Raw genomic sequence first — 11,749 nt, 5'->3', positions numbered from 1 at the left:
GAGGAGTTCATGGACCAGCCGCTCCTGTCGATCCGCGATCTGGCGGTCGACTTCGAGACCGAGACCGGACGGTTTCGGGCCGTGGACGGCCTGTCCTTCGACATTCCCAAGGGGAAGACGGTAGCGCTGGTCGGCGAGTCCGGATCGGGCAAGTCGGTCACCGCCCAGGCCATTCTCCAGATCCTCCCGAAGAAGGCCCGCATCGCCGGGGGATCGATCCTCTTCGACGACACGACGGGCGGCGCGCCGGTGGACATCGCCGCCCTCGACCCCGAGGGCGCCAGGATGCGCGACCTGCGCGGCGGCCGCATCGCGATGATCTTCCAGGAGCCGATGACCTCCCTGTCGCCGCTCCACACCATCGGCGACCAGATTTCGGAAGCGCTCGTCATCCATGCCAAGGTGTCGCAGGCCGAAGCCCTGGAGCGCACGAAGGACGTGCTCGCCCGAGTCGGCTTTCCCGACCCGCGGCGGGCCCTGCGAACCTATCCCTTCGAGCTGTCCGGCGGACTGCGCCAGCGGGCGATGATCGCGATGGCGCTGATCACCCACCCCGACCTGCTGATCGCCGACGAACCGACGACCGCCCTCGACGTGACGACGCAGGCGCAGATCCTCGACCTGATCAACGAGCTGCAGGCCGAGACCGGCATGTCGGTCCTGCTCATCACTCACGACCTCGGCGTCGTCGCCAACGTGGCCGACGAGGTCGTGGTGATGTATCGCGGCCGGGTCATGGAATCCGGCTCCCGGGAGGCGATCTTCCGCCATCCGGAGCACCCGTACCTGAAGGCGCTCATGCGGGCCGTCCCGCGCTTCGCCATGGGCGAGGACGAGCGGCTGACCCCGATCCGCGAGGTGAAGAGCGCCACCCTGGCCCAGGCCCACCGGCCCGAGCGGCCGCAGCCGCAGGGGCCGATCCTCAGCGCCGAGAACCTGACGAAATCCTTCACGCTGCGGTCCGGCTGGTTTTCGGGAAAGACCAGGACCATCCACGCGGTCAACGGCGTGTCCCTGGCCCTGCCGGTCGGCAGGACCCTCGGCCTCGTCGGCGAGTCGGGATGCGGCAAGACCACCGTCTCGAAGATCATCATGCGCGCCATGGAGCCGGATTCCGGCGCGGTGTTCTTCGACGACGGCAACGGGCCGCGCAACGTGCACGAGCTCGAGGGCGAGGCGCTGAAGGACTACCGGCGCTCCGTCCAGTTCATCTTCCAGGATCCGTTCTCGTCCCTGAACCCGCGCATGACGGTCTACGAGATCCTCACCGAGCCGCTTCTCATCCACGGCATCGGCGACGACGACATGCGCTACCGCCGCGCCAAGCAGCTGCTCGACATGGTCGGGCTCGATCACCGTTCCCTGCGGCGCTACCCGCATTCGTTCTCGGGCGGCCAGCGCCAGCGGCTCGGCATCGCGCGGGCGCTCGCGCTCGAGCCGCGGGTCCTGATCTGCGACGAGCCCGTCTCGGCGCTGGACGTGTCGGTTCAGGCGCAGGTGCTCAATCTCCTGAAGGACCTGCAGGCGGCGCTCGACCTGACCTATCTGTTCGTCTCGCACAACCTCGCGGTCGTGGACTACATCGCCGACACGATTGCGGTGATGTGCCGGGGCTACATCGTGGAGCAGGCGCCCAAGACCTCCCTGTTCCGGAACCCGGTGCATCCCTATACCCAGGCGCTGCTCGCCGCGGTCCCGGATCCGGACATCGACCGGCCGCTCGACTTCGCGAAGCTGCGCGCCGACCGCTTCTCCCATCCCGGCCAATGGCCGGAACCCTTCCGGCTGAAAGAGGGCGAGGCCGGTTTCATGAAGGAGGTCGAGCCGGGCCATCATGTGCGGCTGGGACGGCTCCCCCTCGAGGAGGCTGCGTGATGCCCGTCCTTTTCTGCCTGCGCGCGGGCCTGCTGGCGCTGTTCACCGCCCTCCCGCTCCTGTCCGCCCTCGCGGCGGATTACGTCGAGCAGCCCTACTGGGCGGAGAAGGTCGCGAAGAAGGAGCTGCCGCCCGTCTCCGAACGCGTGCCGCGGACACCCTACGTCTCGGAGCAGGCGAACGGCAGCTACGGCGGCGACGTCGTCACCCTCGTGGCGCGGGCCCGCGACATCCGGTACATCAGCACCTACGGCTATTCCCGCCTCGTGGGCTACGACCGGAACCTGGAGCTCCAGCCCGACATTCTGGAGAAGTTCGAGAACGAGGACGACCGCATCTTCACCTTCACGATCCGCGAGGGCCACCGCTGGTCGGACGGGCACCCCTTCACGGCGGAGGACTTCCGCTACTACTGGGAGGACATCGCCGGCAACAAGGACCTGTCGCCCGCCGGCGTGCCGGAGTTCATGATGGTGGACGGCAAGCCCGCCCGGTTCGAGGTGATCGACGAACGGACGGTGCGCTACACCTTCGACAAGCCCAATCCGCGCTTCCTGCCGAACCTTGCGGGCCCCGTGGATCCCGGCATCTACCGCCCGGCCCACTACCTGAAGCAGTTCCATGCGAAATACGCCGACAAGGCGAAGCTCGACGAGGCCGCGAAGGCTCAGAAGCTGAAATCCTGGGCCGCCCTCCACAACCGCCTCGACGACATGAAGGAGCACACCAATCCGGACGAGCCGGTGCTCCAGCCGTGGCACGTCACGAACCGGGCGCCGGCGAACCGCTTCGTCTTCGAGCGCAATCCCTATTACCACCGCGTCGACGCCCATGGGCACCAGCTTCCCTACATCGACCGGATCATCATGGACGTGTCGGCCGGCGGCCTCTTCGCCGCCAAGGCGAACGCGGGCGAGGTGGACCTCCTCTTCCGCGGCATCTCCATGAGTGACATTCCCGTCCTCAAGCAGGGCGAGAAGGCGCACGACTACACGACGCTCCTGTGGCCCTACGCGCGCGGGTCGGAGCTCGCGCTCTATCCCAACCTCAACGCGAAGGATCCGGTCTGGCGTGCCCTCAACCGCGATCCGCGCTACCGCCGCGCCCTGTCGCTCGCCATCGACCGCAAGACCCTGAACAACGTGTTCCTCTTCGGCCTCGGGATCGAGGGCAACAACACGGTCATGGAGCAGAGCCCCCTCTCTTTCTCCGGCCTGCGCACCCTCAACGCCGGCTACGATCCGTCGGAGGCTTCGCGGCTCCTGGACGAGATCGGGCTCGGCAAGCGCAATGCCGCGGGCACCCGCCTCCTGCCGGACGGGCGCGAACTCGAGATCATCGTCGAGACGGACGGCGAGGCGAGCCACATCGTGGACGCGCTCACCCTCATCGGCGAGTTCTGGCGCGAGATCGGCGTCCGGCTCTTCGTGAAGCCGCAGGACAGGACGGTGCTGCGCAACCGCGCCTTCGCGGGCCTGACCACTATGGTGGCGGGCCAGGGCTTCGACAACGCGATCCCCACCGCGATCATGCCTCCGACCGAGTACGCCCCCATGCGCCAGGACAACTATGCCTGGCCGCAATGGGGCCAGTACGTGGAGACCAAGGGCAAGAACGGCGAGGCGGTGGACATTCCCGAGGCGCGGCGCCTGCTCGACCTCTATTCGATCTGGATGAACACGGCGAACCGCGACGTCCAGCGCAACGTCTGGACGGAGATGCTGCGCAACCACGCGGAGAACCAGTGGACCATCGGGACCGCGGCGGGCGCGCTTCAGCCCATCGTCGTGCGCAACGGCCTCAAGGGCCTGCCGCAGAAGGCGCTCTACAGCTGGGAACCGACGGCGATGATCGGCATCTACCGGATCGACGAGATGTATTGGAACAAGGCCGCCCTGAAAGAGGCTCGCAGATGATCCGTTTCCTGTTGCGTCGCTTCGTCACGATGCTCGTGACGCTCCTGATCATCTCGGCCCTGGTCTTTCTCATCATCAAGCTGCCGCCGGGCGACTTCCTGACCAACCAGATCGCCGAGCTGCGCGCCCAGGGCGAGGCGGACGCGGCGGCGAAGGCGGAATTCCTCATCAAGCAGTACGGCCTCGACAAGCCGGTCTGGCAGCAATACCTCGTCTGGCTCGGCGCGATGCCGGGGCAGAACGGCTTCTCGGGCCTGCTCCAGGGCGACTGGGGCTGGTCGTTCGAGTACGACCGACCGGTCGTGGAGGTGGTGGGGGATGCCCTGTGGCTGACGCTCGTCGTCAACGTCGCCGTGGTGATCTTCATCCACCTGGTCTCGATCCCCATCGCCATCTATTCGGCGACGCGCCAGTACTCGCTGGGGGACTACGTCGCCACCTTCGTCGGCTATATCGGCCTCGCGACGCCGAGCTTCCTCCTCGCCCTCATCCTGCTCTACTACTCCAACCGCTGGTTCGGGATCTCCATCGGAGGGCTCTTCGACTCCCGCTACGCGGGCCAGCCCTGGACCTGGGACAAGGTCAAGTCGCTCCTCGCGCATCTCGTCGTGCCGACCCTGGTCATCGGCCTCGCGGGTACGGCGGCGATGATCCGGCGCATGCGCGCCAACCTCCTCGACGAGCTCGGCAAGCAGTATTACGTGACCGCGAAGGCGAAGGGCCTCGCTCCCGGCAGGGCGCTCCTGAAATATCCCTTCCGCATGTCCCTGAACCCCTTCATCGCCGATATCGGCAACCTGCTGCCGCACCTCGTCTCGGGCTCCGTCCTCGTCTCGCTGGTGCTCAGCCTTCCGACCGTCGGGCCGATCCTGCTCAGCGCCCTCAAGAGCCAGGACCAGTTCCTGGCCGGGTTCATCCTGATGTTCGTGGCGGTGCTCACGGTGCTCGGCATGCTGATCTCGGACCTGCTCCTCGCCTGGCTCGATCCGCGCATCCGGATGGGAGGCGGCCGATGACCGGAGCGGTGCCGCTGGAGAAGCACTACGTCGACAGGGAGCCCTTCGACCCCGGCGCCACGGAGCCCTCCGGGAGCGAGAGCGAGAGCTTCTATCGCGCATCGTCCTGGCGGCTGATGTGGTGGAAGTTCCGCCGCCACAAGGTGGCGGTGGCCGCCGCGGCCATCCTTGCGGCCTTCTACCTGCTCATCCCGTTCGTCGAGGTGATCGCCCCCTACAACCAGACGAAGCGCAACGGCGATTTCATCTACGCTCCACCCCAGCCGGTGCATTTCGTGCACGAGGGCCGCTTCGTGGGGCCCTTCGTCTATCCGTACAAGTTCACCTTCGACCTGGAGAGCTTCCGGCGCGTCTACACGACCGACACGTCGAAGCCGCAGCCGGTCCGCTTCCTCTGCCGGGGCGACTACTACGAGTTCTGGGGGCTCGTGACGGCGAACGTGCACCTGTTCTGCCCCCCCGAGGACGGAACGCTCTTCCTGCTGGGCACCGACAGGCTCGGGCGCGACCTGTTCTCGCGCATCGTCTACGGCGCGCGCATCTCCCTTACCATCGGCATCGTCGGGATTGCCGTGTCCTTCGCCCTGGGCCTCCTCTTCGGAGGGCTTGCGGGCTATCTCGGCGGATGGGTGGATCACGTGATCCAGCGCCTCATCGAGATCCTGCGCTCGCTTCCCGAGCTGCCCCTGTGGCTCGCCCTGTCGGCGGCGCTGCCGGCCAACTGGAGCCCCATCCTCGTCTTCTTCGGCATCACGATCATCCTCGGCCTGCTCGACTGGCCGGGGCTGGCGCGGGCCGTGCGCTCGAAGCTGCTCTCGCTGAGAGAGGAGGATTTCGTGCGGGCGGCGGAACTCATGGGAGCGTCCAAGCAGCGCATCATCGCGCGCCATCTCATTCCCAACTTCATGAGCCACCTCATCGCCTCGGCGACGCTCGCCATTCCCTCCATGATCCTGGGCGAGACCGCGCTCTCCTTCCTCGGGCTCGGGCTGCGGCCGCCGGTGACGAGCTGGGGCGTGCTGCTCAACGAGGCGCAGAACCTCGCCGCGGTCCAGCTCCATCCCTGGCTGCTCTTCCCCATCGTTCCGGTGGTGATCGTCGTTCTCGCCTTCAACTTCATGGGCGACGGCCTGCGCGACGCGGCGGATCCCTATCACTGAGCGCTTTCGCCGTTTCGCAGGGACGGCGCAGCCAACCGGGCCGCAACGCAGCTGACGGGCGCGAGGCGGCGGGCATACATCGTCCGCTCGCCAGCGCCCCAACGGTACTTGTAGGCCTCCCGCCCTCGCAGGAAGTCGAAGACGGTCGCGCCCTCGCGCTGTGCCTCCTCGACCGCATGCCCGATCAGGACGGTCCCGAGACCGAGACTCTCCAGCTCGGGATCGAAGCCGCCGAGATAGTAGAATGCCCGCTCCTTCGCCATCAGCCCATAGAGCACCGCCACCGCGCGCCGGCCCCGCCGGAGCACGTAGAGGCGGAGGAGCCCGGCCGCGTCGAGCGCCGGGAGCGTGCGCCGGTGCCAGGCGAGCACCCGCGGATCGTGCAGGACGCCGGGCAGGCCGCGGCTTTGCCAGCGCCGACCGTGGAGATCCACCAGGTCCTCGAAGGCCGCAGGTCCGCCGCGTTCCGGTTCCGCGACGCCGGCCCGCTCCGCACGGCGCCGGTAATAGCGCAGGTTCTGCGCCATGTTGCGCGACAGGGCGGCCGGAAGCGGCAGTTCGAGGCACGGCTCCGCCGTTCCGGACCGCTCTTCCCAGCCTTCGGGCAAGGGGATCCGCCTGAGGAGCGAGTTCTCTTCGACCTGGAAGAGTTCGACGGGCTCGGACAGCCGGTCGAGCGCCTGCGCGAGCATCGCGGGGTCGAGCGTCGGATCGAAGATCCCGTCGAGGCGGTCCGTGGTCCCGGCGCCCCAGGGAATGAGCCGGCCCTCGTACCGGAAGAGCGGCAGCAGCGCCATGAGGCGCTCCCCGTCCCGAACGGCGAGAACCAGGCTCTCGCCTTCGTCGAAGGCCTCCCGCCAGGGGATCAGCCAGGCGGGACTCTGAAAGACGGTCGCCCTCGGATCCCGGCTCCAGAGATCCCACCACTCCGCCTCCAGCCTCGGGACACCGTGCAGGACGTCCGCCCTCATGAGCCCGCGAGCCGCTCGTAGAGTTCGAGATAGCGCCCCATGCTCCGCTCCAGCGAGAAGCGTGCAAAGGCCGCCTCCCGGCACAGGCCCGGGTCGATGGCCGCCGCCTCTTCGAGGGCGTCCGCCATTTCGGCAGCATCGCGCACCAGGAAGCCCGTGCGCCCGTGCTCGACGATATCCGCCAGAGCCCCGCTCGGGAATGCGACCACGGGGGTCCCGCAGGCCAGCGCTTCCATGGCGACGAGGGAGCTCGTCTCCGGGACGAGGCTCGGCACGACCAGACAGCGGGCGGCGGCCAGGAACCGCCGTTTGCGGCGAAAGCCGAGCGGCCCGAGGAAGCGCCGGCGGCGGTCGAGGCGGGGCGCGATGGCCTCGTCGAAATATTGCCGATGCGTCTCATAGGGATAGACCTGTCCGCCGATCAGGAGCGGGCGGTCGCTCCGATGCGCTGCATCGAGGGCCAGATGATAGCCCTTTTCCGGACAGATGCGGCCGAGCGCGAGGGCATAGCCCCTCCTGGCATGCCGGACGCGCGCCAGTTCGCCGACCGCCACGCCGTTCTCTACCGGCGGAAGCAGCCGCTCGCTCCGGGCGAGGCCGCATTGCTGGGACGCGGAGACGCCATGAAGCCATGTATCGGGCCGCTCGGGGGAGAGAGCTTCGGGGGGATACCAGGACAGGGGCAGGTGCAGGGTCACGAGGACGGGGACGCCGGGCGGCGGAAGATAGGCGAAGAAGTCGATCCCATGCAGGTGGACCACGTCGATCCGATGGCGGGCGATTGCCGCCGCGATCGCCTCGCGGTGGTTGCGGTGGGCCTGGGCACGGGCCTTTGCGTCGAGGGGACCGGACGGGACGGGCATCGCAATCAGCGTTCCGGCAACCCGCGAGCCCTCGCAGGCGATCACGAAGGATCGGTGCCCCGCCGCCGTGAGAGCCCGGTCGATCTGGCCGAGGACCTGCTCGGCCCCTCCGACCGTATCGGGGCTCACCGGCGCAAACGGGAACGCGACGTTCAGCACCCTCAGCATGGGCCGAGCCCGAGTTCGTCGAGCGCTCTCCCGGCCAGAAGCGGCCATTCGTCGGAGCGAAGCCCCCAGCCGAACATGTCGTAATAGGCGCCCTGCCCGTGGGGCGGCGCCGTGAAGTCGTAAGTGGGAGCGGGGCGGAAGCGCTCGCTCTCCAGGCCGAAGGCGGAGACGATGCCTTTCTGGCTGCGGAAGGCCTCGAACATCCGGCGCTTGAGGGCGCGCGCCGCCTCGGGGAGCGGGAAGGCCTCCCCGGGAGGCCGGCCGGGAGCGAACACGCCCTCGGCGAAATGCCCGGCCGGGCTGCGATGGTAGGAGGTGAACTCCACGATGCGCGGCGGCGTCCGGCCCCTTTGCACGAGAAGCGCGACGGCCGCGTGAACGGCGAAGGCCGTCGCGTCGTGATCCGGATGGCCCATTTCGAAAGGATGGGTCAGGACGAGCCCGACCTGCCGCGCCTCGAGCCATTCCGCCATCCGGCGCGCGAGGCCCGCAAGGCAGCGGGCGGCCCGCTGGTCGCCCACGCCGAGGCATTCCAGGTTGGCGGCCGGAATTCCGGCGAGGGCCATCGCGTCGGCAAGCTCCCGCCGGCGCAGAGCCGCATATTCCCCCTCGCTCCCGCAGCCTGCGGACGCGATGTCTCCGGAGCCCCTGGGGGCGCCGTCGGTCACGGTGAGCACGAGAGGATCCGCGAGGAGCGGAAGGTGACCGCCCACCCCGACGGTCTCATCGTCCGGATGGGCGGCGACGACCGCGACCCGGCCCCAATGCGGCCGAAGCAGCGGGGGAAGAGTCCTCCGCGGTTCCGGCCTCCGGCTGCCTTCCATCGTCCGTTCCCACCGCACCGCATCTGCCTCCGGAAGACGGCTCAGGCGGACGGCCGCGAGGGTCCGCAGCCTGTCCGGGCACGACAACCGGGGCGCCCTCCGGGCGGTTCCCGCCTCGGCCGCCGGGACAAAATCTGCCGCAACGGAATGCATTGACGAATTGTTAAGCCTAACGTGACAAAACTCCGGCCCAATCGTCCTCACTGGGATCAGGGCCATGCGTGTCCTCTTCGAGAAGGTCCTCTGGCAGGTAGCGCGCGCCAATGCACAGGCTGCGGCGGGACGGCCGAGAAGAGTCCGTCCGCCCGGAAGCCGCATGGAGGACATCCTCCGCAAGCGCGACGCCTTTGCCGGGCGAATCGCCCTGGGCATCGGATGCGCCCTCGCCCTCTCGTCCATCGCCTTCGCGGGATACGCGATCCGCGGCGGGCTGCCGCGCTCGGACTTCCCCATGGCCGTGCCCTCCCTTCACGCCGCCGTCCAGGGCGACGACGAGCGGGTTGCCTTCAGGGTCAAGGAGACGGATCCCGTCGTCACCGGCTCTATCGGACGCACGGCCCCGGCCGACAGCCCTGCGAGCAATACGGCCGTCGCGGACGAGAGCAACCCGGGCCGAGGCTACGTGCTCAGGAAGGTGCTGCGCAGGGGCGCGCTCGTGGAGGGTCCCGACGGACTGCGCGAGGTTTCTCCCGGCACCTTCCTCCCGGGCGCAGGACGGGTGATCTCAATCTTCCGTTCGGAGAGCGGCTGGGTCGTCGTGACCTCCGAGACGGTCATCCGCGAAGGTGCCGTGCTGGGCCTGGGGAACGCGTCCGGGACCTCCGGCAGGACAAGCTGAGCCGGCACTTACCTCCGAGGGAATGTCCTTCGCTCCGGCCCGGCGGCATTCTTCGGCCGATACGGATCGAAGCGAAGGATGAACCGATGAAGCACGATGCAGCTCTCCGGACGGCAGGAGAGACCGAAGCCCCCTCGAGCGGACCGCGCAGCTTCCTCGTCGAATTTCGCCTCAGGGCCGGCTGCGAGGAGGAGTTCCTCGAGCTCCTGACGCCGGTGCTCGACGCGATGCGCCACGAGCGGACCTTCATTAACGCGGTGCTCCACAGGGATCCCGAGGAACCCACCCGCTTCATGCTCTACGAGACCTGGTCCGACCTGGACGACGTGGTCCATGTCCAGATCCCGCGCAATTACCGCAAGGCCTTCTGGGACCGGCTCCCCGCTCTCCTCGCGGAGCCGCGCCGGATCGGCGCCTGGGAGCCGCTGCGCTCCGACTTCGCGTTCTTCGCCACCTGGTGAGACCTGCACAAACAAAAAGGCGCCCCTGAGGGGCGCCTTCTCGCATGCTCGCCGAGGCTCGCGGTCAGCGGGGCGCCTTTTCGAGCCAGGCGACCTGCGCGCCGTCGCGGCGGCCCTGGGCGCGTCCTGGCTGCGCCTGCGGACGCTGGCGAGGAGCCTGCGCCGGCGGGTTCGATGCCTGCCGCTGCCCCCCGTTCGAGGGGCTTGCCGCAACCGCAGCCTTCTGGCCTCCGCGACGGCGGCGGCGCTTGGGGCCGCGCTCCGCGTTCGGATCGGCCTCCCGCGGCTGGCCGTGGCCCTGGTGGCCCCGGGCATGAGGCGCGGGGCGGCCACGCTGCTGCTGCGGCTGCCGAGCCGGCTCCTGCGGCTCCTGGCCGACGGGACCGGCGGAGAACCCTTCCGGCAGCGGCGCCACTGGCACCTGCATGCGGGTCAGCTTCTCGATGTCCTTGAGATAGGCGCGCTCCTCGTCGTTGCAGAACGAGATGGCGAGCCCGTCGGCGCCGGCGCGGGCCGTGCGGCCGATGCGATGGACGTAAGACTCCGGCACGTTCGGCAGGTCGTAGTTGATCACGTGGCTCACGCCCTCCACGTCGATGCCGCGGGCCGCGATGTCGGTCGCGACAAGGACCCGGCATGAACCGTTGCGGAACGCGGCCAGCGCGCGCTCCCGCTGAGGCTGAGATTTGTTGCCGTGGATCGCCGCCGCGGCGATGCCTGCCTTGTCGAGGGACCGGACGACCTTGTCCGCGCCGTGCTTCGTGCGCGTGAAGACGAGGACGCGATCGATGGCCTCGTCCCGCAGCACTATCTCGAGCAGGGCCTGCTTGCGGCCGGTCGCCACGAACATGACCTTCTGCTCCACCCGCTCCGCGGTCGTCGCCACGGGCGTGACGGCCACCTTGGCGGGATCGCGCAGGAAGGCGTCCGCCAGGGTCGCGATGGTCTTCGGCATGGTGGCCGAGAAGAACAGGCTCTGCCGCTCCTTCGGCAGCAGGGTGACGATGCGCTTGAGCGCATGAATGAAGCCGAGATCCAGCATCTGGTCGGCCTCGTCGAGGACGAGAATTTCCACATCGCGCAGGCTCAAGGCCTTCCGGTCCACGAGATCGAGCAGGCGGCCCGGCGTGGCCACGAGAATGTCGACGCCGGGTGCGAGCTCGCGCTCCTGCTTGCCGATGGTCACGCCGCCGAACACGACGGAGGTCGAGAGCTTCAGGTTGCGGCCATAGGCGCGGAAGCTGTCGGCGATCTGGCCGGACAGTTCGCGGGTCGGGCTCAGCACCAGCACCCGGCAGCTCCTGCGGATGCGGGCCCGGGGCGCGGCGTCGAGGCGATGAAGGATGGGCAAGGCGAAGGCCGCCGTCTTGCCGGTTCCCGTCTGGGCGATGCCGCATACGTCGCGGCCCTCGAGCGCGTAGGGAATGGTCTGGGCCTGGATGGGCGTGGGCTTCTCGTAGCCCTCGGCGGCGAGGGCCTTCAGGATCGGCTGGGCCAATCCGAAATCGGTGAAAAGAGTCAAAGCTTGGGGTCTTTCGAACGGATGCGATGAGCCTCCGGGCAAAGCCTGCCGGATATCCGGGGCCTGCTCGGGCTCTGGGCGACCGCCCGCGTGATGGGGCTGTCGTACGGGTTGAGCGATTGAAGAAGGGGGCCG

Annotated in this window: 10 protein-coding genes; 6 read left to right on the top strand and 4 right to left on the bottom strand. The window is 68.6% G+C overall.

The window, feature by feature from the left end:
- Positions 1 to 9: 9 nt before the first annotated feature.
- The 4 genes from GDR74_RS06770 to GDR74_RS06755 are packed head-to-tail and all read left to right on the top strand — an operon-like array spanning position 10 to position 5,967.
- On the top strand, positions 10 to 1,875 hold the full coding sequence (locus GDR74_RS06770; protein WP_152585593.1) for an ABC transporter ATP-binding protein: 1,866 nt from the start codon (positions 10 to 12) through the stop codon (positions 1,873 to 1,875).
- A complete protein-coding gene (locus tag GDR74_RS06765; RefSeq protein ID WP_152585592.1) occupies positions 1,875 to 3,791 on the top strand; it encodes an ABC transporter substrate-binding protein in 1,917 nt (638 codons plus the stop codon). Before GDR74_RS06770 ends, GDR74_RS06765 begins: the two co-directional genes overlap by 1 nt.
- The gene (locus GDR74_RS06760; protein WP_152585591.1) at positions 3,788 to 4,807 is read left to right on the top strand and encodes an ABC transporter permease; all 1,020 of its coding nucleotides are present in this window, start codon (positions 3,788 to 3,790) and stop codon (positions 4,805 to 4,807) included. Before GDR74_RS06765 ends, GDR74_RS06760 begins: the two co-directional genes overlap by 4 nt.
- Positions 4,804 to 5,967 carry an ABC transporter permease gene (locus GDR74_RS06755; protein WP_152585590.1) on the top strand — a complete coding sequence of 388 codons (1,164 nt, stop codon included), beginning with the start codon at positions 4,804 to 4,806 and terminating at the stop codon, positions 5,965 to 5,967. The genes GDR74_RS06760 and GDR74_RS06755 overlap by 4 nt, the downstream gene beginning before the upstream one ends.
- Here the strand turns inward: GDR74_RS06755 and GDR74_RS06750 are convergent.
- The 3 genes from GDR74_RS06750 to GDR74_RS18140 are packed head-to-tail and all read right to left on the bottom strand — an operon-like array spanning position 5,961 to position 8,793.
- The gene (locus tag GDR74_RS06750; RefSeq protein ID WP_152585589.1) at positions 5,961 to 6,938 is read right to left on the bottom strand and encodes a GNAT family N-acetyltransferase; all 978 of its coding nucleotides are present in this window, start codon (positions 6,936 to 6,938) and stop codon (positions 5,961 to 5,963) included. The two genes, GDR74_RS06755 and GDR74_RS06750, sit on opposite strands and share 7 nt — an antisense overlap.
- The gene (locus tag GDR74_RS06745; RefSeq protein WP_152585588.1) at positions 6,935 to 7,969 is read right to left on the bottom strand and encodes a glycosyltransferase; all 1,035 of its coding nucleotides are present in this window, start codon (positions 7,967 to 7,969) and stop codon (positions 6,935 to 6,937) included. Before GDR74_RS06745 ends, GDR74_RS06750 begins: the two co-directional genes overlap by 4 nt.
- On the bottom strand, positions 7,963 to 8,793 hold the full coding sequence (locus tag GDR74_RS18140; RefSeq protein ID WP_281349073.1) for a PIG-L deacetylase family protein: 831 nt from the start codon (positions 8,791 to 8,793) through the stop codon (positions 7,963 to 7,965). The genes GDR74_RS06745 and GDR74_RS18140 overlap by 7 nt, the downstream gene beginning before the upstream one ends.
- 316 nt (positions 8,794 to 9,109) lie before the next feature.
- On the opposite strand from GDR74_RS18140, the gene GDR74_RS06735 reads away from it, so the two are divergent.
- Together GDR74_RS06735 and GDR74_RS06730 are read left to right on the top strand one after the other, a co-directional pair.
- Positions 9,110 to 9,631 carry a hypothetical protein gene (locus GDR74_RS06735; RefSeq protein ID WP_194164651.1) on the top strand — a complete coding sequence of 174 codons (522 nt, stop codon included), beginning with the start codon at positions 9,110 to 9,112 and terminating at the stop codon, positions 9,629 to 9,631.
- Positions 9,632 to 9,717: 86 nt separating this feature from the next.
- On the top strand, positions 9,718 to 10,092 hold the full coding sequence (locus tag GDR74_RS06730) for a putative quinol monooxygenase (RefSeq protein WP_152585585.1): 375 nt from the start codon (positions 9,718 to 9,720) through the stop codon (positions 10,090 to 10,092).
- Positions 10,093 to 10,156: 64 nt separating this feature from the next.
- Here the strand turns inward: GDR74_RS06730 and GDR74_RS06725 are convergent, their stop codons facing one another.
- Positions 10,157 to 11,614, bottom strand: coding sequence for a DEAD/DEAH box helicase (locus GDR74_RS06725; protein ID WP_152585584.1), 1,458 nt, complete (start codon positions 11,612 to 11,614; stop codon positions 10,157 to 10,159).
- Between the last annotated feature and the right edge of the window lie 135 nt (positions 11,615 to 11,749).

It is taken from the genome of Microvirga thermotolerans (assembly GCF_009363855.1).
GTDB lineage: Bacteria > Pseudomonadota > Alphaproteobacteria > Rhizobiales > Beijerinckiaceae > Microvirga > Microvirga thermotolerans.
The sequence above is the reverse complement of the archived record's forward strand: the minus strand, read 5'-3'. Positions and strand labels throughout refer to the sequence as shown.

Bases quoted from the DNA above. Each gene is read 5' to 3' on its own strand.
- GDR74_RS06735 (WP_194164651.1), top strand. From the start codon at position 9,110: ATGGAGGACATCCTCCGCAAGCGCGACGCCTTTGCCGGGCGAATCGCC.
- GDR74_RS06755 (WP_152585590.1), top strand. From the start codon at position 4,804: ATGACCGGAGCGGTGCCGCTGGAGAAGCACTACGTCGACAGGGAGCCC.
- GDR74_RS06765 (WP_152585592.1), top strand. From the start codon at position 1,875: ATGCCCGTCCTTTTCTGCCTGCGCGCGGGCCTGCTGGCGCTGTTCACC.
- GDR74_RS06745 (WP_152585588.1), bottom strand. From the start codon at position 7,969: ATGCTGAGGGTGCTGAACGTCGCGTTCCCGTTTGCGCCGGTGAGCCCC.
- GDR74_RS06770 (WP_152585593.1), top strand. From the start codon at position 10: ATGGACCAGCCGCTCCTGTCGATCCGCGATCTGGCGGTCGACTTCGAG.
- GDR74_RS18140 (WP_281349073.1), bottom strand. From the start codon at position 8,793: ATGGAAGGCAGCCGGAGGCCGGAACCGCGGAGGACTCTTCCCCCGCTG.
- GDR74_RS06760 (WP_152585591.1), top strand. From the start codon at position 3,788: ATGATCCGTTTCCTGTTGCGTCGCTTCGTCACGATGCTCGTGACGCTC.
- GDR74_RS06750 (WP_152585589.1), bottom strand. From the start codon at position 6,938: ATGAGGGCGGACGTCCTGCACGGTGTCCCGAGGCTGGAGGCGGAGTGG.
- GDR74_RS06730 (WP_152585585.1), top strand. From the start codon at position 9,718: ATGAAGCACGATGCAGCTCTCCGGACGGCAGGAGAGACCGAAGCCCCC.